Annotated in this window: 17 protein-coding genes and 2 tRNA genes; 6 read left to right on the top strand and 13 right to left on the bottom strand. The window is 43.5% G+C overall.

What is annotated here, in order from left to right; genetic code table 11:
• Positions 1-57: 57 nt before the first annotated feature.
• Positions 58-134 (bottom strand) — tRNA-Asn (locus EYS00_RS03960).
• Between the two features lie 27 nt (positions 135-161).
• A tRNA-Asn gene (locus tag EYS00_RS03955) sits at positions 162-238 on the bottom strand.
• Positions 239-1,280: 1,042 nt separating this feature from the next.
• Here EYS00_RS03955 and EYS00_RS03950 point away from each other — a divergent pair.
• The 3 genes from EYS00_RS03950 (at position 1,281) to EYS00_RS03940 (ending at position 5,737) form a co-directional block, all read left to right on the top strand.
• Positions 1,281-2,639 (top strand): MATE family efflux transporter, encoded by a 1,359-nt coding sequence (locus EYS00_RS03950; RefSeq protein WP_373995554.1) that lies wholly within the window; start codon positions 1,281-1,283, stop codon positions 2,637-2,639.
• 14 nt (positions 2,640-2,653) lie between these two features.
• On the top strand, positions 2,654-4,672 hold the full coding sequence (gene uvrB / locus EYS00_RS03945) for an excinuclease ABC subunit UvrB (RefSeq protein WP_130635265.1): 2,019 nt from the start codon (positions 2,654-2,656) through the stop codon (positions 4,670-4,672).
• 135 nt (positions 4,673-4,807) lie between these two features.
• Entirely contained in the window at positions 4,808-5,737 is a 930-nt protein-coding gene (locus EYS00_RS03940) for a LysR family transcriptional regulator (RefSeq protein WP_130635264.1), read from the top strand.
• Between the two features lie 60 nt (positions 5,738-5,797).
• Here the strand turns inward: EYS00_RS03940 and queC are convergent, their stop codons facing one another.
• Positions 5,798-6,463, bottom strand: coding sequence for a 7-cyano-7-deazaguanine synthase QueC (gene queC / locus EYS00_RS03935; RefSeq protein WP_130635263.1), 666 nt, complete (start codon positions 6,461-6,463; stop codon positions 5,798-5,800).
• A 98-nt stretch (positions 6,464-6,561) separates the two neighbouring features.
• Here queC and queE point away from each other — a divergent pair, with 98 nt between their 5' ends.
• Positions 6,562-7,233, top strand: a complete 672-nt coding sequence (queE, locus tag EYS00_RS03930; protein ID WP_130635262.1) for a 7-carboxy-7-deazaguanine synthase QueE — start codon at positions 6,562-6,564, stop codon at positions 7,231-7,233.
• Positions 7,234-7,265: 32 nt separating this feature from the next.
• On the top strand, positions 7,266-8,138 hold the full coding sequence (locus EYS00_RS03925) for an amino acid ABC transporter substrate-binding protein (RefSeq protein WP_242618642.1): 873 nt from the start codon (positions 7,266-7,268) through the stop codon (positions 8,136-8,138).
• Between the two features lie 54 nt (positions 8,139-8,192).
• Here EYS00_RS03925 and asnB read toward each other — a convergent pair whose 3' ends face one another.
• From asnB to EYS00_RS03910, 3 genes are all read right to left on the bottom strand, one after another.
• Positions 8,193-9,863 (bottom strand): asparagine synthase B, encoded by a 1,671-nt coding sequence (gene asnB / locus EYS00_RS03920; RefSeq protein WP_130635261.1) that lies wholly within the window; start codon positions 9,861-9,863, stop codon positions 8,193-8,195.
• A 183-nt stretch (positions 9,864-10,046) separates the two neighbouring features.
• Positions 10,047-10,433, bottom strand: a complete 387-nt coding sequence (locus tag EYS00_RS03915) for a VOC family protein (RefSeq protein WP_130635260.1) — start codon at positions 10,431-10,433, stop codon at positions 10,047-10,049.
• Between the two features lie 148 nt (positions 10,434-10,581).
• The gene (locus tag EYS00_RS03910) at positions 10,582-12,228 is read right to left on the bottom strand and encodes a M28 family metallopeptidase (RefSeq protein WP_130635259.1); all 1,647 of its coding nucleotides are present in this window, start codon (positions 12,226-12,228) and stop codon (positions 10,582-10,584) included.
• Positions 12,229-12,297: 69 nt separating this feature from the next.
• Between EYS00_RS03910 and EYS00_RS03905 the strand changes: the two genes are divergently transcribed.
• Positions 12,298-13,167, top strand: a complete 870-nt coding sequence (locus EYS00_RS03905; RefSeq protein WP_130635258.1) for a DUF3025 domain-containing protein — start codon at positions 12,298-12,300, stop codon at positions 13,165-13,167.
• A gap of 90 nt (positions 13,168-13,257) precedes the next feature.
• On the opposite strand, the gene EYS00_RS03900 is transcribed toward EYS00_RS03905, so the two are convergent.
• The 7 genes from EYS00_RS03900 to EYS00_RS03870 form a co-directional block, all read right to left on the bottom strand.
• A complete protein-coding gene (locus EYS00_RS03900; protein WP_130635257.1) occupies positions 13,258-13,959 on the bottom strand; it encodes a YIP1 family protein in 702 nt (233 codons plus the stop codon).
• Between the two features lie 184 nt (positions 13,960-14,143).
• Entirely contained in the window at positions 14,144-15,868 is a 1,725-nt protein-coding gene (locus tag EYS00_RS03895) for an SLC13 family permease (protein WP_130635256.1), read from the bottom strand.
• Between the two features lie 17 nt (positions 15,869-15,885).
• The gene (gene cysN / locus EYS00_RS03890) at positions 15,886-17,301 is read right to left on the bottom strand and encodes a sulfate adenylyltransferase subunit CysN (protein ID WP_130635255.1); all 1,416 of its coding nucleotides are present in this window, start codon (positions 17,299-17,301) and stop codon (positions 15,886-15,888) included.
• A 1-nt stretch (position 17,302) separates the two neighbouring features.
• Positions 17,303-18,091: a 3'(2'),5'-bisphosphate nucleotidase CysQ gene (gene cysQ, locus EYS00_RS03885; protein WP_130635254.1), complete on the bottom strand. Its 789-nt coding sequence runs from the start codon at positions 18,089-18,091 to the stop codon at positions 17,303-17,305.
• Complete coding sequence (gene cysC, locus EYS00_RS03880; protein WP_130635253.1) at positions 18,091-18,687, bottom strand: adenylyl-sulfate kinase; 597 nt, start codon at positions 18,685-18,687, stop codon at positions 18,091-18,093. Before cysC ends, cysQ begins: the two co-directional genes overlap by 1 nt.
• Positions 18,687-19,619, bottom strand: coding sequence for a sulfate adenylyltransferase subunit CysD (gene cysD / locus EYS00_RS03875; protein WP_258313007.1), 933 nt, complete (start codon positions 19,617-19,619; stop codon positions 18,687-18,689). The genes cysC and cysD overlap by 1 nt, the downstream gene beginning before the upstream one ends.
• Positions 19,620-19,795: 176 nt before the next feature.
• Entirely contained in the window at positions 19,796-23,926 is a 4,131-nt protein-coding gene (locus EYS00_RS03870; protein ID WP_165399299.1) for a transporter substrate-binding domain-containing protein, read from the bottom strand.
• Positions 23,927-23,951: the final 25 nt, after the last annotated feature.

The following is a 23,951-nucleotide window of genomic DNA, read 5'->3' as shown; positions in this document are numbered from 1 at the left end:
ACGTGAATTATGGGAAACTTTTGGGGGAGGGTACTAGGCTACTTGCTGTGTAAAAAGTGGCTCCCCCTCCCCGACTCGAACGGGGGACCTGCGGATTAACAGTCCGTCGCTCTAACCAACTGAGCTAAGGGGGAATCGACTACATTTTACGTTTGAAAAGTTGGCTCCCCCTCCCCGACTCGAACGGGGGACCTGCGGATTAACAGTCCGTCGCTCTAACCAACTGAGCTAAGGGGGACCTGCTTTTCAACGGAGGCGAATATTAAAGACGTACTGCTTTGCTGTCAACAACCTTAATGCATTTTTTGTGTTAACTGCACAAAAAATGACTTTTTGGGTGTTTCGTGCTCAATTCGTGTACAAAGCGTCAAAAAATACGCTTAAATCCTAAACAAGTGTCATAAGTACCCCAGAAAAGAGGCTTGAGCGCAAATGAAGCCTATGTCATTTACAATTTTGATGTGCCTATAGCTATATTTATAAAGGTAATAACAAAACGCTATAAAAAATGGTTTGATTACTGTTTTAATGTACAGTATTTAATAAATGTGTAACCTTATACGTTGTCCCATGGGGTTAGTTGTTACTCACCTAAATTATGCATGTATTGCCACAATGTCACGTAAAATCTGGGGTTGCGCTAGTTATCCACTAAATCTGTGGATAACTATGTTAATAGATGGGCTTATGAAGCCAAGAGAGTGTGATCATCTGTGTTGAGATCTTTCAATATTCTATGTTGAATGGATATTAATTATAATAAAAACAGTTGCTTATTTATTATTGAGGGATCTTGTTTACTGATCATAAAAGATCAGTTGGACAAAAAATATCTTGTGTGTTAATTCACCTGACATCGATGATTAGTTCAGCGATTACTCACAAACTCGTTATAAATATACATTTAGTTAACATTTTTGTGTAAGTCATTGAAGTCGATGTTTAAGCGTTGAACAGAGTAATGGTGTCTTATTTCCGACATTTCAGTGTCATTTAATTGTCACGGGAATTTTGTGATAACTCGAGCTTTTAAGATTGTCATTCTACGCAGAGAAAGACATGGAAAAGTTATGAATGGCACTAAAAAGGGAGTTAAGCCTTGTTTTAGTCTTTGGTATAAAAAGTTACTCCGTTTTTTATTAAGTACATTAATCACGCACTTATTACGTTTAATCGTTTTCACATGGTCTCAATTAACTGGCTAGCGTAGACTATGTACACTTATTACATAAAGGCGGAAACCTCCGTCTTTTTTGTTGCTAATTGCACTGTGAGGTTTTGTGAAAGCTGAGTCATCAAAAAGTTCGATATCTAACCTAACCGAAGGGGATATCCCATCCACGCTCAAACGCATGACCATCCCTATGGTGTTAGGCATGATTATGATGATGAGTTTCGGATTAGTAGACACATTTTTTGTGAGTTTGCTCGGCACCGATCCTCTTGCTGCGATTAGTTTCACTTTTCCAGTTACTTTCACAGTGATCAGCTTAAATATTGGTCTGGGCATCGGTACGTCTGCGATCATTGGTAAGCTTCAAGGTGCAGGAGAGGTTACTAAGTCGAAGTTGTATGCGACTGGTGCTTTGTCGTTGTCAGCGATATTCGTTGGTGCGTTAGCGCTCATCGGATTTTTTACGATTGAGCCTATCTTCTATTCGTTGAACGCGTCTGACTCGTTAATGCCATATATCAGTGACTACATGGAATTGTGGTATTTATCGAGTATTTTTCTCGCTATCCCAATGGTTGGTAACAGTGTACTCAGAGCCTGCGGTGATACCAAAACGCCTAGTATAATTATGGCCGTAGGTGGTGGTCTAAACGCGTTACTCGATCCTCTATTTATTTTCGGTTTTGGGCCAATTCCTGCCATGGGTATTCAAGGCGCAGCCTTGGCTACCTTGATTGCTTGGTTTATCGGGGCTGGCTGGATTTTATATATATTAGCGGTTCAGCGAGGACTTATTCTCCCTCGTGTTATTTCGCTCAAAGCACTTAAAGTGAGTTTTCGTCCTATTTTGAAAATAGGCTTACCAGCGGCTGGCGCTAATATGTTAACGCCAGTAGCTGGGGGAATCATGACGGCGGTTGTCGCTGGCTATGGTGCAGAAGCGGTAGCTGCTTGGGGTGTTGGTAATCGCATGGAGTCAATTGCTTGTATCGTTGTTTTGGCGTTGTCGATGACGTTGCCTCCTTTTATTAGTCAGAATATGGGGGCGAATCGTTTCGACCGCGTTGAACAAGGCTATTGGACTGCTGTTCGGTTTGTTATCGTTTGGCAACTTATTGTTTTTGTCATTATGTGGCTGTTATCTACTTGGATTGCTTTTGCGTTCGCCAAAGAACCTAAAGTCGCAGAGTTGATACAGTTGTTCTTAATGATCGTTCCCTTGGGTTATGGTTTACAAGGTGTCATTATCCTGACCAATTCTTCGATGAATGCTATGCATTTACCAATGCGTGCACTGTGGTTAAGTTTGGCGAGGTTATTTGCTTTCTATGTGCCGCTGAGCTACGTCGGAAGCCTCTATTGGAGCTTAGAAGGTTTGTATTGGGGAACGGTGTTGGCAAATATATTAATGGCTGTAGTGTCAATTACTGTGTTTAAACGCTCGATAGCAAAGTGCCATGAGTAAAACAGGAGAAATTTATGTCTAAGGGGTTTGTTCTTCATTCTGATTATAAGCCGTCTGGAGATCAGCCTAAGGCCATAGAGGGTCTCATCGATGGTCTAGAGAGCGGTTTAGCGACGCAAATTCTTCTCGGTGTAACAGGCTCTGGTAAAACCTTTACTATGGCTAATGTTATTGCGGATGTTCAGCGCCCTACGCTTATTTTAGCGCACAACAAAACACTCGCCGCACAGTTATATGGGGAGATGAAAGAATTCTTCCCTGAAAATGCGGTTGAGTACTTTGTTTCTTATTATGATTACTATCAACCAGAAGCGTATGTACCTAGTACTGACACTTTCATTGAAAAAGATGCGTCGATTAACGATCACATAGAACAAATGCGCTTGTCAGCGACTAAAGCGCTGATGGAGCGTCGCGACGTTATTATTGTAGCCAGTGTATCAGCCATTTATGGTTTGGGTGATCCTGAGTCGTACATGAAAATGCTCTTACATTTACGTCAGGGCGACACCATGGACCAACGTGACATACTGCGTCGATTGGCAGAACTTCAATATACGCGCAATGATATTGCCTTCGAACGCGGTACTTTCAGGGTACGTGGCGATGTTATCGATATTTTCCCTGCCGACTCTGAAAAACAAGCGGTGCGAGTGGAGCTATTTGATGATGAAATTGACAAAATTAGCTTATTCGATCCACTCACTGGTGCAGTTGATAAGTCTGTGGTGCGGACGACGGTTTTTCCAAAAACTCACTACGTAACGCCACGGGAAAAAATACTCAATGCGGTGGATGAGATAAAAGAAGAACTCGCTGAGCGTAAAAAGCAACTGCTAAGTATTAATAAATTAATCGAAGAACAACGCGTGTCCCAGCGCACACAGTTCGATATTGAGATGATGATGGAGCTTGGCTATTGCTCGGGTATTGAGAACTACTCTCGCTACCTTTCTGGTCGGGCTCCCGGCGAGCCACCGCCTACGTTGCTTGACTATTTTCCTGGCGACGGGTTGATGTTTATCGATGAGTCACACGTTACTGTGTCCCAAATTGGGGCTATGTACAAAGGTGACCGCTCAAGAAAGGAAACACTCGTTGAGTACGGTTTTAGGCTGCCTTCAGCGTTGGACAACCGTCCACTTAAGTTCGATGAGTTTGAGCATATTTCACCACAAACTGTATATGTCTCGGCAACACCGGGTAATTACGAGCTAGAAAAATGTCCAGACGATATTGTTGAGCAAGTCGTTAGACCCACAGGATTACTAGACCCAGAAATCGAAGTTCGCCCAGTGGCAACTCAGGTGGACGACGTCCTTTCTGAAATTCAAAAGCGTGTTGCTCTAGATGAGCGGGTCCTAATAACTACACTTACCAAAAGAATGGCTGAGGATTTGAGTGAATACCTCAATGAGCACGATGTGAAGGTGCGCTACTTGCACTCAGATATCGATACCGTAGAGCGTATCGAAATCATCAGAGACTTACGACTTGGTAAGTTTGATGTGCTTGTGGGCATCAACTTGTTGAGAGAAGGCTTGGATATGCCCGAAGTATCATTGGTAGCAATACTTGATGCGGATAAAGAAGGTTTTCTTCGCGCAGAACGTTCGCTAATTCAGACCATTGGTCGTGCAGCCCGTCACGTGAACGGTAAGGCAATCCTTTACGGAGATGTGATCACAAAATCCATGAAGAAGGCAATGGATGAAACAGCACGTCGTCGTGAAAAACAGATGGCATACAACAAAGCCAACAACATTGTTCCTATGCGCCTCAACAAACCGATCACTGATATCATGGATGTTGGAGACAGTAATCAGCATCCAGCATCAGGAAAGGTAAAACTACGTAAGGTTGCCGAGAAGAAAGTACAGCAATCAGCGGCGAGTGCGACAGAGTTAATGACGCAGATAGCTGAGTTAGAAAAGCAAATGTTTGAATATGCTAAAGAGCTAGAGTTCGAGAAAGCGGCGGCGCTCAGAGACGATATTGAAACGCTTAGAAAGCAAGTGGTTGCGCTGTCATAGGTGACAGTTTCATCAAAATTACTGATATCGCCCCGTTTACCCCTATAAATCCTCCTGTGCCCGTTGTAATCGCGGGCGCACTTGCCTATAGTGCTAGGTAGAGTATCCAGAACTATACCTAAAACAGGTGTCTCTATGCTAAATCGATTGCAAGAATCTGATATTAAACTACTTCGTGTTTTTTACGCTGTAGCGAGCTGTAATGGTTTTACCGCTGCAGAACCCGTGTTACGAATGCAACGCCCTAATATCAGCGCTGCCATTAAAAAATTGGAAGAGCGTCTTGATTTGGTTTTGTGTCATCGCGGTCGTGGTGGTTTCCAAATGACCAAAGAAGGCGAGGTGGTCTTTCAGGAAACCAAGCGTATCTTTAACGCCTTCGATAACTTCGTCTTTAATTTAAAGTCACTTCACGACGACTACTCAGGTCACATTACCATTGTGTTAATGGCTGGTTTGCCACTGTCTATGCACTTAGCAGTGAGTAAAGCCGTGAAGAGTACAATGAAAAAGTTTGATGATATTCATGTGAATATTCAAACCCGCTTGTACAATGAAGTGGAGCATGTAGCGCTATCTGGTGAGTGTCACTTGGTAGTATCAACGTACGACATGGTTAAACCCGAGTCTGTTACATTCCACCCTGTTGGCATTGCTTGTGAAGGACGCTTGTATTGTGCGCCAACCCACGCACTTGCAAAATATCGTGATACGGAACTACCTGATAACGTGAATATTGAAGATTATCCAGCAATCGGTATCTCTGGGTTATCTTCTGCTAATTACATTGAGGAAGAATCACGCCTCGCCATTCAAACATTCTCCGACTCATACGATGCCGCAATGTCAGCAATGATGACAGGTGAGTATATTGGTTTGTTACCTGATTACATGGCGAAAGAGCAAGGCGCCGCGCTTGGACTAGTGCCAATCGCAAAAGGAAGTTTATTTAACTTCAGCCATGATTTATTTGTTATGAATGGTAAAAATACACGACTAAATCCAGTGTTACGTCACTGTATTAAAGAGTTATCTTACTTCATCTCTGAGAGTCAAAAAGGTTAGTTGCGTTCATTGATATGGGCAGCGCTAGCTCATGCGCTGCCTCATTAGTGCCTTGATACCCTAAGCTTCATACTCCAAGGGATCGGTAGCTTGGTTGTCTCTGAATGCCTCTAATCGCTCTTCACATGCACCGCATTTTCCACAGGCCACAGGCCTTTCTCGGCCATTGTAGCAAGTCCACGTTTCGCCGTAGTCCAGATCCATGGCCAAACCCGCGGTTAGAATGTCAGTTTTACTCACATCTAAATAGGGCGTGACGATTTCTACTTGAGTGTAGTTTGCAATGCGACAAACGTCGTTCATTTTGTTGACGAACTCAGGACGACAATCTGGATATATAGCGTGATCCCCTGAATGAGCGCCGTAATAGACTTCATTGGCTTCGAGACTCACGGCATAACCCACTGCCATTGAAAGCAATATCATATTTCGGTTAGGGACCACGGTTTGCTTCATACTAGGTTCTTCGTAATGTCCCTCGGGAACGTCGATATCATCGGTGAGCGCAGAACCACCAATAAGGGTGTTGATCGCGCTTATGTCAACGACCTTGTGGGGTATGTTTAGCTTGTCACATACCTTTGCTGCGTAATCGAGTTCTTTTTTGTGACGTTGCCCATAATCAAAAGAAAGGGCATGAACTTGCTTGCCATCACGTAAGGCTTTGTGGAGCACAGTGTAAGAATCCATGCCTCCTGAATAAATAACAACAACCTTTTCTGACATAATTATTTAATTGATTTAGAAATTATCACAGAATTTTATGTGATCCTTGCTAAAATCCCAACCTACAATTGAATAAGAAACTGAAATTGGCACACTGAATGACATTAAAGATAAACGAAATGTTTGAAACCATCCAAGGGGAGGGCACCTATACGGGGGTTCCTTCGATATTTGTGCGCCTGCAAGGGTGCCCTGTAGGATGCTCTTGGTGTGACACTAAACATACGTGGGTGATTAATGAGGATTTGGCGGTTTCGCCGAAAAAAGTGATTACTAAATCTTCGGAAAGCGAGCACTTTTTCAATGTAGAGGAAAACGAACTGCTCGAACTTTTTAGCCAGCAAGGTTACAAAGCTACCCATGTGGTTATTACTGGCGGCGAGCCCTGTATTTATGACCTACGTCCTTTGACTGATTTACTCAAGACCCGAGGCTACACCTCTCAAATTGAGACCAGTGGCACTTTCGAGGTACTCTGTAATGACGACACTTGGGTGACAGTATCACCTAAGGTAAACATGAAAGGGGGCTATGAAGTTCGTGTAGATGCCCTTGAACGTGCCAATGAGATAAAGCATCCCGTTGCCATGGAAAAACACGTAGAAGAACTGGATGAATTACTCAACCAATTACCTTCGCTGGACGGTAAAACAGTGTGCTTGCAGCCTATCAGTCAACAAGATCGCGCAACTGCACTAGCAATAAAAACGTGCATTGACCGCAATTGGCGTCTTTCATTACAAACTCACAAATACATTGGCATAGAGTAGCGAGCGACTACGTTAGTAAAAGGAAAAGAGCTATGTTGAACATACATTGGTGTTTTCGAATGCTTGCTTTATGCGCTACATTCTTCGCCGTGTCAGCTTCGGGTGCGATGTGGACAGTGACCTATCCTAGACCACTAGATGATGCAGATAAAAGGTCAGAGTATCCCATAGCGTTACTTCAACTAGCGTTAGAAAAGACGGGGGTCAACTATGAGTTGAAGGCATCAGATCGCATTTTGTTGTCGGGAAAAGCCATCCGCCAATTGAGAGAAAATCGCGAGGTTAATGTTGTATGGAGTATGACTGACGCTCAGCGAGAGCGCGATCTTATCCCGATCCGTATTCCTATCGCAAAGGGGCTGATAGGATTACGCTTACTAGTCATCAATAAAGAACAGGAAGCCGATTTCGCAAGTATCACGAGTCGTCAACGATTGATGACTATGTCACCCCTGCAAGGTAATGAATGGCCTGATACTAAAATTTTGCAAGCCAATGGCTTTAATGTGCTCACTGTTCCTGATTTTCGCGAGGGGTACACGGTACTTGAACGCGAATCACAGGCCTTCTTTCCTCGCTCAGTGATTGAGGTGGTACCTGAATTAGCAGAGGGTCGCAGAAACAATAAATTTACTATTGCGCCAAATATTGCATTGTACTATCCGACGGCAATGTATTATTTCGTGAGTAAAAGTAACCCTACACTTGCGCGATTGATAGAAACAGGTTTACAGCGGGCGTTAGATGACGGTTCATTTGATGCTTTATTTAATGAATCATATGACACCATTATCGAAGATCTCGATATAGAGACGCGACAAATCTTTCGACTTGAAAATCCGCTACTGCCAGAGTTAACCCCGGTCTCTAACACAAACCTATGGTACTTGTCGGAAAGTCAGTAAGTACATACAAAAAAGGCACTGATAAATCAGTGCCTTTTTTATTGATAACACGAGTTACGATTCACCAGCGTGAACGTCTTTCATTGAACGACCTGATGGGTCAGCGTTGTTTTTGAAGCTCTCATCCCACTCTAAGGCTTCTACAGTACTACAAGCGATTGATTTACCGCCTGGAACACATTTTGCCGCGCTTTCTTGAGGGAAATAACCTTCAAACATTGTACGGTAGTAGTAACCTTCTTTGGTATCAGGAGTATTCACTGGATAGCGGAACTCAGCAGAAGCCAACTGTTGATCTGTCACTTGCTCTTCAACGAAGTCGCGAATTGAATCAATCCAAGAATATCCTACACCATCGCCAAATTGCTCTTTCTGGCGCCACAATACTTCTGCAGGAAGGGTATCACCGTTATCGAACGCTTTACGCAAGATCCATTTTTCCATTTTACCGTCGAGGCACATTTTGTCCTGAGGGTTTAGGCGCATAGCAACGTCAATAAAGTTTTTATCTAGGAAAGGTACGCGAGCCTCAACACCCCATGCAGAGGTCGCTTTATTGGCACGTGCACAATCGAACATGTGCAAACGGTCGAGTTTACGCACCGTTTCTTCATGGAACTCTTTGGCATTAGGTGCTTTGTGGAAGTACAAGTAACCGCCAAAGATTTCATCTGAACCTTCGCCCGATAGCACCATTTTGATACCCATGGCTTTGATTTTACGGGTCATAAGATACATCGGCGTTGCCGCGCGTATGGTTGTGGTATCGTAGGTTTCTAGATGGTAAATAACGTCTCGGATGGCATCTAGGCCTTCCTGAATAGTGAAATGAATTTCATGGTGCACGGTACCAATCATATCAGCTACTTTTTGCGCCGCTATTAGATCTGGCGCGCCTTTAAGGCCGACAGCAAAGCTGTGCAGGCGAGGCCACCATGCATCCGTTTTGTCTTCATCTTCCACACGCTTTGCAACGTATTGCGCTGCAACCGCAGACACTAATGATGAGTCCAAGCCACCGGACAGAAGCACTGCATAAGGTACGTCAGACATCATGTGTGACTTCACCGCTTTTTCGAAGGCTACGCGAAGCTCGTCAAGATCACTTGGATTTTCTTTAACGGCATCATACGACATCCAATCGCGCTGATAGTATTTAGTAAGCTTTCCGTCTTTGCTCCATAAATAGTGACCTGGAGGAAATTCACTAATGGTCTTACACACAGGCGCAAGAGCTTTCATCTCCGAGGATACATAGAAGTTTCCGTGCTCATCATAACCAGTATACAAAGGAATAATACCAATATGGTCACGTGCAATTAGGTAAGCATCTTGCTCTTCATCGTACAAAATGAAGGCAAACATACCTTCTAGCTCGTCGATAAAAGACACACCTTTTTGTTGGAACAATGGAAGAATGACCTCGCAATCAGAGCGAGTTTTAAACGGATAAGGTGTTTCTAAGTCTGCGGCGAGTTGTTTGTGATTATATATTTCGCCGTTCACTGCAAGTACTTGCTTGTCATCTTGACTGATTAACGGCTGCGCACCTGTATCTACGTCGACAATGGCCAGGCGTTCGTGACACAAAATGGTATTGTCATTATTCCAGATACCCGACCAATCTGGTCCGCGATGGCGCAATAATTTTGATAATTCTAGTGCTTGGGTTCTTAACTCTGATGCATCGGTCTTGATATCAAGGATGCCGAAAATACCACACATAAAACGGAGTCTCTCTGTTCACTTGTTGAAAAAGGGGCTTTTTCTGTCGGACCTCTTTTTTTTGAGGCGGCGAGGAATTGTTGTTGTTATTAGAAATTGACTCGCTCGCCATTGAATGTGCCAGTCTGAGTAGAAATTGCAAGTACATTCTAATGATAAATTGGAATTTGACGGTGCTATTGGTTATTTACCCTTCGCAGCCGTAACACGCCAAGGCGGATTTACGCGGTTTTCACCTGCCCAGTAAAGTTTTAATTTGTTTCCAGATGGATCGCAGAGTACCGCTTCTCGCCATAGATAGGGTTGGTCTACAGGGTCTTGTATAAACTGAATTCCCTTTTGTTTTAGTTGTAGCACTGTCTCGTCAAGCATTTCTACTTCGAAGTAGAGTGTCACACCATTATTAAAAAGTTTGTCTTCGAGAGCGAGTGAAAAGGTTGCTTCGCCATCGGCACAATAGAAGCGAGCGTAGTGGGGGGTATCAACAATCAACTCAAATCCGAGGGTTTGATAAAAAGCCACCACTACTTTCATATTGCGAACGGGAAGTGTTACTTGATTTAGTTTCATCGGTTTCATCCTTGTGAGTGCTTAGTTAGAGGATAAATCCGTGGGGATAGCTTCACTATGGTATTTTTTAGATAGCCTTGATGTGTTTCTTAAATTAAAAACGCCGAGGTGATTCTCGGCGTTGATTTTTTTCAGGGTTTCGGTGAATTTATTGGGCTCGTTGGAACTCGCTAGTAGGTTTCCAGTTAGGCCACTGCTCTGCGTTAGCAACATCAACACCCACTTCAAAGAACATTTGAGTGTCTTCTATAATTCCGCCTAAATCCCAGTCGTCACGATATTCGTCACATACTTGGTGATAGCAGCCGCGCACAATTACATTCATTCGCTTGCGGTAAGCTGCAGTTTCTTCATCGATGGGCTCACTACCACCTTGTGCATAAAGTGCGGGCACACCTTGTTTGGCAAAGCTAAAGTGATCTGAGCGATAGTAATAGCCCGCTTCAGGACGGTCTTCCTGTGTTAACGTACGACCCTGTCGGGTTGCTGCTACAGTGAGGTAATCTTCCATATCCGATTTACCCATACCCACTACAGCTACGTCTTTAGTGCGACCTAGTACGTTTAAAGCGTCCATATTGATATTGGCTACTGTGTTCTCAATAGGAATAACAGGGTTATCGGCGTAGTACTTACTGCCCAACAGCCCTTGTTCTTCTGCGGTAACAACGAGAAATGATACTGAGCGCTTGGGTGTTTGGTTAAGCGACCCAAAGGCGTGGGCCATCGCAATAATCGCTGAGGTACCAGTAGCATTGTCATGGGCGCCGTTATAGATTTGGTCGCCTTCTTTCGTTTCGTCTTTACCTAAATGATCCCAGTGTGCCGTATAGATAATGTGTTCATCTGGGAACTCACTGCCAGGTAACGTCGCTATTACGTTGTTACTTTCGGACTTTTCAAATGTGTTGTTAACCGTCACTGACGCGGTTATACCCATAGCTTTATGGTAGGGACCACTCAGTGCTGCTGCTTTTTCTTGGGCAAAATCTAGCCCAGCGTCAGAGAATACCTTCTGTGCGGCTTCCAAGGTGAGCCATCCTTCGACAGCAACACGGCTCGCACCTTGGTCTTTGCTCACAAGGCCATACTGAGGGCCACTCCAACTATTTGCGACGACTGACCAACCATAAGATGCAGGTGCTGTTTCGTGAACGATTATGGCGCCGGCAGCGCCTTGACGGCTTGCCTCTTCATACTTATAGCTCCAACGGCCATAATAGGTCATGGTCGTGCCTTGAAATTTACCGCTGTCTGGGTTTTCGAAACCAGGGTCGTTGACCAAGATGACAACGGTTTTACCTTCAACATCTAGGCCTTCGTAATCGTTCCAGTCATACTCAGGTGCGTTTACACCATAACCAACGAAAACGAGTTCAGAGTTTTCTAGGTTGATTTGGGCTTGTTCGCGCTTCGAAGAGGCAACCATATCTTCTTTATAAACAAAGGTGTTGTCTCCAATAGTCATGGTCATATCAGGGTCGGCAGTGATTTCCATCAAGGCTACTTTCTGTAAGAAGCTGTCGCCATTCCCCGGTTGAATACCGGCAGCTTTGAATTGTTCGATAAGAAACGCGAGCGTTTTTTCTTCTCCTACAGTGGTGGGTAAGCGGCCTTCAAATTCGTCTGAAGAGAGGGTCATTAATGGACCGCGAATATCTTCATCTGAAATACTTGCGTAGACTTCTTCGAAGTTTGAAGCGGGAGCGCTTGAGGTTTGTTCTGAGTCGTTAGGTGTACATGCACTAGCGCCGAAAAGTGACGCAACTAGCATGGGCAAAAACATTTTTTTCATTGTTAGTCTCTGTTTGCTCTACAATATCGCCCAGTATAGATAAAACCACTCGTTGAACCAATAAATAGTATGAAAGCCGCTGTAAACCTTCCTCGTTGGGAATCTCTCGTAATAACAGAACAAGCTTCAAAACCTGTTGTCGAACTACTTAATGATTATGATTTGTTGTCAGAGAAGGAATTCCCGAGTGCTGATTGCTTGAATGCTCTGTCGCGCAGTTTTGGGCAGCGTTGGAATGGTCCTATGTTTAAAGCGCAAGGACAGTTTCCTGAAAGCGAAGTGCGTTATTATGAGGAAATTATCGGACAGGATTTCGTGGTACCTACCCGAGAAGAGAGCTGGCATGACTTGTTCAACGCGCTTATTTGGATTCAGTTTCCCAAAACGAAGGCGTTGTTGAATAAACTTCATATCGAAGATATTCACGAATATGGTGTGCATCCCCGAACTCCAAGGCGCAATAAGATAACTCACTTTGACGAGTGTGGTGTTGTGTTGGCAATTGAGGAAGCAGATTTGGTTGACGGTAATGCCTTACTCGACGCACTGGCGAAACACCAATGGAAAACAGTCTTTATATCCAGTAGAGAAATTTTTAACTCGACGATTCATCCTTTTATTTTCGGTCATGCAAATTTAGAGATGATGCTTTCACCTTTCGAGGGACTAACGGGCAAGTGGTTGGCAGTGGTTGTACCCAATGGTTTTAATAGCTATTCAGATACTCTAAAACGTGAAGTTTTAGACAGTGCCCTAGTTAAGCGTATTACAGAACTCGATAACTTCAACCAAGCGGACATACTTAAACCACTCCCTCTTTTGGGGGTACCCGGTTGGTATGAAGCGCAAAATGCCGAGTTTTATGACAACGCGTCTTATTTCAGACCATTAGGTAAAAAAGGACAGTACACCAGTCAGCTTCCACTCACTAGGTTATGATTACAGCAATAATGTATGACTTATTGTTAACCTTGTTCCATTAAAAAAGCCGCTGAATTATCAGCGGCTTTCTCATAAAAAATGAGAGTACTACAGCAGTAGAATAATTAGCCAAATACCATAGATGACTGCACTTGGAGCAATAGCGATAGCTAACGATTTCTTCGTCGAAAAAGAAGTCCATTGGCTAATGCCTACCATCGTCAAATAGATAGACCAGACCATCTCTACTCTAAGCGCTTGGCAGAAAGCAAACCAACTAGACGCAACATCGATATTAAAAAGATAAGCAAGAGATGTTGGCGACACTGTGCTTTGTGGCAACTGATGGCTCTCAGCTAACAATATCAATACCACTGCAATAAGACATGAAATGATTGATGGCATGCTAATCCACCAAGTAAATCCATACCAATCTGTGAAGCCAAATACGTGGCTATCGTCGCTTCGAGTTGCCAAATTAAAGTAAACGGCGAAGATTGCATTGAATACCACCAACGCTATCAGTGTGCCCACAGTAGCCTGAACAATCAGTGAGGTGCGAGTGATAAAAGAACGCATGGCGTCTTCTTCAGCCGGACTCATGGCTTCTTGCGACGCGATCATGGTGTCGGCTAGCCAATCAATATCAACAAAGTTCGCGTATAGGTATTGTGGCAAAATGAGCGCCACTACCAGCAGAATGAAAGGTAGCCAAGACCAATTGTTGTTTTCACCGACAGCTTTAAATACGCCGTTCGGTTTAAAAAATATGTCGTTACATGCTTGTAAGGGGTTAGTTACCGAGTGCATCCGGTGCTCCATTCTAACGTTTTCATTATTTAATTTAGCAGGTTACTGGCTCGTAACTTCGAAGTACAGTATTTCTAATTAATGTATTTAGAGAATTTCGTAATAAAGTGTGTTCGATGAAGAGTAGGATTCAAAGTAGAGCGCTAATTGTGGATATAAATAGCGCTCTGCAGTGAGAAGAGTCTCAAAGATAAGTATAATTGAGGAGGGCTAGCACTATACTGCTGTATACGATGGATATAGGTATACCGAGTCTCATAAAGTGCGTAAACCGATAATTTGCGGCGTTGAATGCAAGAAGGTTAGTTTGATAACCAAAAGGTGATATGAAGCTAGCACTCGCTGCAAAAGCAACGGCCAACGCGAATGGCATGAGTGGCGCACCAATGATTTCGACTAGACCATATGCAAAAGGGAACATTAACGCAGCAGCAGCGTTGTTGGTGACAAATTCTGTAAGCAGCAATGTGGTCACATAAACCACGACTAAGGCGAAGAACCAATCGGTATTTGCCAAATAAGGCATTAACGATTGTGTGGTGTAAGAAATAACGCCCGAGCCTTCGAGTGCCGTAGCCAAACTCAACGCACCGACAATCACTACAATCAAATCAAGCGGAAGGTTGCGTTTTAATTCGCCGTGAGAAGTCACTTTAAATCCGATTAGCACTGCTGCAAGGAACAAAAGGCCCATCGCAAGAGAGAGCACGTTGGATGCAGCAAGACCTACAACAGAAAGAAATCCCCCCAGCGTTATCCATTCCTGTCTATTGCTCAGTGGACGACTAATTTTTTGCTCGGAAAGAATAAAAAAATTCTTAGAAAGATTCTGTCTCGTATGAAAGTCGGGACCCACGGCAAGTAGCAGAAAATCACCGGCTTGTAGTTTAATCTCACCCAGTTTACCGGATAACTGTTCTCCATCTCTGCGAATTGCAACTACAGCCGCGTCGAACAACGCTCTAAAGCCGAGACTTTTAATGGTCTGTCCAATAATTTGAGCGCGATTTGCCACTAACACTTCGGTAAGGTTTTCTCTGAGAATACCGTCGGTTTCCGCGAAAGTAGATAGCCCTTTGATATGGCTCAGGCTATCGAGCTTTTGGACATTTCCTGAAAAAATGAGCTTGTCGCCTTGGTTGATTACGAGGTCAGGTGACACTGGAGAAATGAGATGCCCATCACGGATCACCTCCAATAAAAACAACTCCGGTAGATTTCGAAGATGGTTGTTTTCCACCGTTTTACCAATAAGCTCGGAACCCTCACTGACCTCAGCTTCAACGGTATATTCTCGATAGTTGGCGTTCTTGCTCGCGATAACTGGAAGTAACGGCGATAGTAGGTACATCAATAGACCACATGCAAGACCTGCCACTAAGCCGTAAAGGGTGAAATCAAAGAAACTAAACCCAGGGTGTCCTTGCTCTTGTAGAAAACTATCTACTATTAAGTTGGTTGACGTTCCAATAAGTGTCACCGTTCCACCTAAAATCGCTGAATATGACAACGGTATGAGCAATTGTGATGCTGGGTGGTACTGGTTTTGTTTCACAGGGCCGATGAGGCTCGCAACAATTGCGGTGTTGTTTAGCAGTGCTGAAGACACAAAAGTCAAAGAGAACAATCGCCAAAAGCTTGCCGTGAAACTAGCGGTAATGAGCTTTCTTCCCAGTCGTTTTATGAGCGCAGTTTTGTCAATTGCACTGCTAACTAGCAGTAATAGAGTAAGGGTGATTAGACCTTTGTTGGTCAAATTGTGAAGTATGTCATCCAGTGTTAGTTGTTGAATAACTATTAGCACTAAAATGGCTGCTCCAAAAATACGAGCAGGCCGCTGATTGGTGAAAATCAGCGCAAAAATGGTGCTGAAGAAAACCCCCAGCACCATGAACTGGTTAATATCCATTTATTGTCCAGTTTTTACTACAGTTTACTGATATCTACAGCGTTCCAATGTGGGAAGTGTTTACGAACAAGTTCGTTGAACTCTAGTTCGAACGCTGAGAACTCAGGCGCTGCATGCTGGCTATCTTGCGCTAGAGCGTCAATGATCATGCCTGCACCAACGGTACCGTTAGTTAAGCGGTCGATTACAATGAAAGAGCCTGTAGGGCGATTGCGTTTGTATGGGTCACAGCTTACAGGTTGTGTAAACTTCACGTCAACAACGCCAATCTCGTTAAGGTTCAAATGCATTGCATCGGTTTCTTCCAGCGTATTCACATCGATTTGGTTATCAATGCTGGCAACAACACCCGGCGTTGACTTAGTCGCAAACTTAAACAAGTACTGCTTGTTTGGCATCAGAGGTTCTTCTGACATCCATACTAAGTGAGTCTTGAACTGTGTTGCTGTAAGCGGCAAGTTATCAGATTTAACAATCATGTCGCCACGAGAAATGTCGATTTCGTCTTCAAGCGTAAGGGTAACAGCTTGTGGAACGTGAGCACGCTCTTGGTCGCCTTCAAAGGTGACTACTTGCTTAACCTTAGACTTTTTACCAGAAGGAAGTGCGGTAATTTCATCACCTGGGGCAATTTGACCAGACACTACGGTACCTGCAAAACCACGGAAATCTAAGTTAGGGCGGTTAACATACTGAACAGGGAAACGGAAATCGTCTAAGTTGTCGTCGTCACCAATTTCAATGTTTTCCAACATTTTCATTAGTGGTTCACCGTCATACCAAGGCGTTTTTTCACTTTTAGACACAACGTTATCACCTTCAAGGGCTGAAAGTGGTACGAAGTGGATGTCTGGAATATCTAACTGTTCAGAGAACTTAATATAGTCTTCTTTGATTTGGTTATAAACCTCTTCAGAGTAGTCCATTAAGTCCATTTTGTTGATAGCAACGATAACGTGCTTGATACCAAGCAGCGATACTAGGAACGAGTGACGTTTTGTTTGTACTTTAACACCGCCACGAGCGTCAACTAGGATGATTGCTAAATCACACGTAGAGGCACCAGTTACCATGTTACGGGTGTACTGTTCGTGTCCTGGAGTATCTGCGATTATGAACTTACGCTTTTCGGTTGAGAAATAGCGGTAAGCTACGTCAATGGTGATACCTTGTTCACGCTCTGATTGAAGGCCGTCAACCAATAATGCAAGGTCGACTTTCTCACCGGTAGTACCCACTTTCTTACTATCTTTGGTAATAGCTGCAAGTTGATCTTCATAAATCATTTTTGAATCATGAAGCAAACGACCGATAAGTGTACTTTTACCGTCATCTACAGAGCCACAAGTTAAGAAGCGCAACATGTCTTTTTGTTCGTGTTGCTCTAGGTAAGACAGAATGTCCTGTTTCAATAATTCGTTTTCGTTGTTCATGTTATGCGCTCACAAGGAAAAAGGGGTTCAACACTGACTCTTTCTGGTTATAGGTAAGAGCCTCAGCGTTATCATTTAAAGGGTTAGCTGCATCGAGTACGGTGACGTCTGCACCTGCGGCGAGTGCTACGGCATGGGCCGCACCAGTATCCCATTCAGAAGTTGGACCTAAGCGTGGGTATAGGTGAGCTTCACCTTCTGCCACTAGACAAAGCTTAAGAGAACTTCCCATGGCAACGAGTTCTGATTCGCCACCTAGCTGTTCTAACAAGTTTTTGATTTCAGGGCTCTGGTGAGAGCGGCTACCAACCACTTTCCACACTTCACTACCATCATGTTTACGAGCAGTAATTGGTGTGAATTCACCGTCTACTTCGGTCCATGCACCTTCGTTTTCAACGCCAACGTACGACTTGTTAAGTGCCGGAGCGTATACGACACCCATGACAGGGCGTCCATTTTCTATAAGTGCAATATTGACAGTGAATTCACCATTTTTCTTGATGAATTCTTTAGTGCCATCTAACGGGTCTACTAGCCAGTATGAAGTCCATGTTTGACGCTCTTCCCATGGGATATCAGCAGATTCTTCTGACAAAATAGGAAGTTCAGATATAGCCTTTAGACCATCTACAATAACGTGATGAGCAGCAAGATCTGCTTCTGTTAAAGGGCTAGTATCTTGTTTTTCGTATATGGCGAAGTCTTTTTCGTAAATCACCATGATTTTATCGCCAGCTTCTTTAGCTATGCGCAGGATTGATTCTGCGAGTGTATTTGCTAATGCCATTACACAAGTCCTTTTTCTTTCATCAGCTCAAACAAACGCTCGGCAGTTTGCTCCGCCGGCTCTTCCTGATAAATCAGGTGAATTTCAGGTTGTTCCGGTGCTTCATAGGCAGAATCTATGCCAGTAAAGTCTTTGATTTCACCGCTACGCGCTTTTTTATATAAGCCCTTTGGATCTCTTTGCTCGCATACCTCTAATGGGGTATCAACAAATACCTCAATGAATTCGCCTTCTTCGAGCAGATTTCTACAGTAGTCTCGATCTGCTTTAAAGGGCGAGATAAACGCGGTAATCGCTATACAGCCAGAATCTACAAAGAGCTTAGCGACTTCACTGATGCGGCGAATATTTTCAACCCTGTCAGTGTCGCTAAAACCCAAGTCTCCACACAAACCATGACGAACATTATCACCGTCTAATAGGTAAGTATGTTTACCTTGTTCATGAAGCTTTTTTTCAAGCAAATTGGCTAGGGTTGACTTCCCTGAACCGCTCAATCCAGTGAGCCACAATACCCGTGGTGACTGGTTGAGTTGCTCGGCACGAGTCGCTTTGTTTACCTCATGCTTATGCCAAACAACATTATCGGTTGCCATTAGAAGTATCCTTCCATTTTCTTCTTCTCCATTGAACCAGCGCTGTCGTGGTCGATCACACGGCCTTGACGCTCCGATGTTTTGGTAAGAAGCATTTCTTGAATAACTTCAGGCAGTGTCGCTGCTGTTGATTCAACGGCACCCGTGAGTGGGTAACAACCCAAAGTACGGAAGCGCACTGAACGCATTTCTGGCTCTTCGCCTTCCTCAAGCGGCATACGCTCATCATCAACCATGATAAGAATACCGTCACGCTCAACTACAGGGCGAGGCTTAGAAAGGTATAGCGACGGAATTTCAATGTTTTCTAGGTAGATATATTGCCAGATATCAAGCTCAGTCCAGTTAGACATTGGAAATACACGAATGCTCTCACCTTTGTTAATTTGTGAGTTGTAGATATTCCAAAGCTCAGGACGTTGATTTTTTGGATCCCAACGATGGTTGTCATCGCGGAATGAGTAAACACGTTCTTTCGCACGAGATTTCTCTTCATCGCGACGAGCACCACCAAAAGCGGCGTCAAATTTGTATTTGTTTAGTGCTTGCTTAAGCGCAGACGTTTTCATGATGTCTGTGTGCTTAGCACTACCATGAGAGAAAGGACCTACGCCCGCTTCAACGCCTTCTTGATTAATATGAACAAGCAAATCAAAGCCGTGCTTTTTGGCTTGCTCGTCGCGGAATTTGATCATTTCACCAAATTTCCACGTGGTGTCCACGTGAAGTAACGGAAAAGGAATTTTACCAGGAGCAAACGCCTTGCGAGCAAGGTGAAGTAATACCGAAGAGTCCTTTCCAACAGAGTAAAGCATTACCGGGTTTTCAAATTCCGCGGCCACTTCTCGGAAGATCTGGATACTCTCGGCTTCGAGTTGTTTCAAATGCGTAATAGACGGGATACTTGCAGTCATTGTCGAGTCCGAATGTATGTTATATAAAAAAAAGTTATATGCGAATTATTTTTGTGCATAGAACAATAGCACACTTACTCACAAATGTAGTATGCGATTTTGCTATTTAAAATAGCTGTCTTATTCCAAGAAATATAAATGTAATGCTTTTGAAGCATAAGGGCTGAAAATATTGGCAGCAAGCGTGGTAAATACTAGCTTTTACATAACGACGAAAACTCGGAAAGGGCTTTCTTTATAGATACAATGTCAAATATCTCTGTGGCACTGACAAGCTCTTGTGCGAAGGTTCTAACGCTCTCGATGCCGTACTCGTCAGCTTTGAGAATCAGGTCGTTGGCAAATGTTGTGATTGCTCCAAGGTTGTTGCTTTGTTTCAGCGCCTCACATAGTGGTAAGTACTCATCGATGAGGATTTTTCTGAAAGGAGCCGTGACGTCTGTAAATGCCTCGTTATCCTCTTCGAGTATATCTTCCTCTTTATAGGGAAGATGTTTCTTCAATTCTTCGATGAGTTCTTGCTGTAAAATTGGCTTTCTCAGGTAACCGGAAAAGTTTTCCCGTCTTTGGCGTTCATAGTCATCTCGCATCACTGATGCGGTAAGCGCAACAATGGGGATATTTGGGCTACTCGATTTGATGATGTTCGCCGCTTGATAGCCATCCATCTCTGGCATACGAATGTCCATGATAATGATATCGAACTGGTGATCCTGCGTTTGTGCTACGGCTTCCAAACCGTTGCTCGCCTGTTTACACTCGAAATTTAATCCATTAAATATCTCTACCAGCAAGTCTCGGTTGTCTGCAACATCATCAACAATCAGCACCGACCCCGGCGTAAACGTTGTGGATTTTGCTGTTGTTGGTTCGTTGCCAGAGTTCGAGCGAGGCTCCTCGATGGACGCTATATCGACGCCGTGCAAATACACAGAAAAGCATGAACCTTTACCAAGCTCACTCGACACCGAAATTGTGCCGTCCATAAGTTCTGTCAGGCGCTTACTTATAGTTAGTCCGAGTCCAGTACCGCCATACTTGCGTACACTTTGACCTTCTTGCTGCTGAAAACTGTCGAATATCTGGGTAACTTTGTCCTCGTCAATACCGATACCAGTGTCTTTTACGTCAATACGTAAATCGACTTTACTGTGTATTTCGTCTTCATTGAGTGCAGTGGCTTGTAGGGTAACAATACCCTCATCCGTAAATTTTACCGCATTGCCTACTAGATTAAATAAAATTTGCCGTATCCGCGTTGAATCGAGTAGAAGGGCATGAGGTATCTTTTCATCAACTTGAAGCAAAAAGTCTAGCCCTTTACTGCGGACGTTCATGGTAAAAATGTTACTGATATCCTCAAAGATGTTGTGCGGGTTGCATACTTCTTTGTTAATCGATAGCTTACCCGCCTCTATTTTGGAAAGGTCGAGAATATCGTTAATCAGCATAAGCAGCGAGTTGCCAGCTGACTTGATGGTTTTGACAAACGAACGAAGTTTGTTGTCTTTGACTTGCTCGTGTAACAGTTCAGTGAAACCAATGATTGCATTCATCGGTGTGCGAATTTCGTGGCTCATATTAGCGAGAAATTCAGATTTAGCTTTGTTGGCACTTACTGCATTGTTCTTCGCTTCCTCTAGTGCCCGCTCCATGGCGATTCTTTCGTTGAGGTTTACCGCAATGTGTAGAAGCGCAGTTTCTCCGTGAAACCTAATTGGAATTATCGACAAGAGTCCGTCTATCTTTTCGCCAGCGAGTGTGGATATTTCAAGTTGCTGCTCATTGATGTCTATTTGTGTACCTGAGTAAATCAATGATGCATCCAGCGAAGTTATTTCATTCTCGTTTAGCTTGAGTGTGCTGATGGCATTGTGGTTAGCCATCAATAGTTTGTTGGTTTTCAAATCAACAACGTAAACAATCACAGGTATGTTGTTTATCACCACAGAGAGGTTTTTCTCGCTTTGGATGAGTGACTGTTCTGTTTCGCTTCTCAGTGCTATTTCAAGTTGTAATCTTCGATTCCAAATAAAAACAAAAGAGATGATTAATATGGCGATTAATGTGATGAAAAAGATAAGTTTGTAATCTGTTTTTACGATCGGTTCTGAGTTGCCCCAATGGTCGAGTATGTCTTGTTTTGTCGCTGTGGGAATGTTGTCTAAAACGCGATTTAACAGAGGGATCAAAGGTGCGTGTTCAGGCTGCACAGCGAAGCTAATCGCAAGGTTGTAATCTGTCTTTCCAACCACTCGTAGGCCAGAGTAACCGTTCTCTGCAATATGATAGTTAACTTGTGCCAAAGAACCTATGAATATATCCGTTTTGCCCGACGATAAATCATCTAAGCCTTGCTCCGGTGTATCAACGAAATAAAAGTGCTTGTTGGGATACTGAAGCGTTAAGTTTTTGGTACTTGGATAGTCGCTCAGTAGCGTAATGCGTTTACTTAATACTTGGCTAATATTCTCGATGTATTTGTTTTCATTCTGCGTAACAAACACAATAGGTGTATTGATATAACTGTCAGTGAAGACTAACTTACCAAAGGGTTTGTAATCGGGGAAGGCCGCGACCATGTCCACATTTCCACCGATAACTTGTCGTTCACTTTCTTGCCAACTGTCGGTTGGTATATAGGAAAATTCTACGTTTAATGCTTCCGAAAAAATATCCAGATAATCCTGAATAATACCCACATGGTTATTGTTTTCATCCAAGCCCTCGAAAGGCATCCATAATGGGTCGCCTACAATAGTGAATGAGGTATTTCGGTTAAGCCATTCTTTTTCTGCTTCGGACAAGGTAATACTCTGCGAGCTTTGTCCGTCACGCTTATTTATGAGCCACCTGTCCATGATACTTTGCATATCGGTATTTTCTAAGTGGACTAAAGCCTTGTTGAGAATACCCACCAAAGGCTCGTAGTCGTCTCTGACCGCAATATGGAGATTGTTGACTGGTGAGTTTGGAATGGTTTTGAACGCTTCAACATTGGTAACGTTGTTTTGCGTTAATAGATAGTTTATGACCGCATGAGAGTCATAGAGGAAATCAGCTCTACCTTCAGAAACATAAGCAATGGCTTGTTCGGGTGACTCAACATAAACAGTATTGATGTTAGGGATTAGAGCGCCTATTTCTTCTTCTCGGGCACTATTTATAATGATTGCTAGTGTTTTACCGGATAGATCCTCAATCGTATCAGCGTCGATATCTGATCGGATAAAGAAGTAATTTAGTGCACTTACGTACGGGTTAGTGAAGAGTAAGTATTCTTCTCTGTCTTCTGTTTTAAAAGCGGCTACGAGAAGATCCTTTTCTTTGTCTTTGACCTCTTGCAGTGACTTTTCCCATACGTCAGTCGTAAAGTGAAATTTGGCACCAGTTAATAGGGATATTCTCTCGAGAAGATCGTGCCCCAGTCCATCATGAAGACCTTGCTCATTTCTAAACTCAAAGGGAGCCCATGCATAGTCACCCGCCACATTAATTACTGGGTGTTGTTTTAGCCATGCTTTTTCGTCGTCAGTCAACGCAAGTAAATTACCTTGCTCGCTATTAGTTTTAGGTGCAGAAGTCCCCGAGGTTTGAAACCACTTGTTGTAGATGGCTCGTCGCTCGGCTTCGCTGATGGCATCGAGCCCCTTTTTAATAATACTTGCAAGTAGAGGATGAGCTTTGGACGTTGCAAAATGAATGGGGTTTTTGCCCAGATGCCGGGTAGACTTAAACGGCTTTATGGTACTGATACCCTCAATTTCCAGTGTGTAGATAAGCGCACCATAGGTATCAAATAAAATGTCGGCTTCTCGCTCAAGTACCATATCAATCGCGTCACCAAAGGTTTCAGCGTCTACCAAAATGATATCTGGAAAGTGAGCTTCGATAATTTCTCGATGGGCATACCCTTTGGGCATTGCTAGGCGCTTACCATCTAGATCTTCAAAAGTGTTGGCGCTAACGTCTTGATGAATAAAAAAGTAGTCGAGCGCCTCGAAGTAAGGGGGAGAGAAGTGTAGATAAGTTTTTCGCTCGTCGGTGATATACACCGCAGGTAGAACATCGAGTCTACCTTGTTGAATACGTTGTAAATTATTGTCCCAAGTATCGGTAATAACCTCATACTCTAAACCAGTATATTTTGACACTAGGCTTAAATAGTCATTGGCTATACCACTGTATTGTCCTTGTTCATCCACAAAGTTGAAGGGCGTCCAGTCAAGACTCCCTCCTACGCGAATTTTTGTATGAGACGCTAACCATTCCTGTTCCTCCTTGGTCAACTCAATGAGAGGAGTTGCATTCAGGGAACTCGACAACAAATAACATACCAGCAGCGTTAAA

Source organism: Alteromonas sp. KUL49 (assembly GCF_006538345.1).
Classification (GTDB): domain Bacteria; phylum Pseudomonadota; class Gammaproteobacteria; order Enterobacterales; family Alteromonadaceae; genus Alteromonas.
This window is presented reverse-complemented; position numbering and strand designations above follow the sequence as displayed.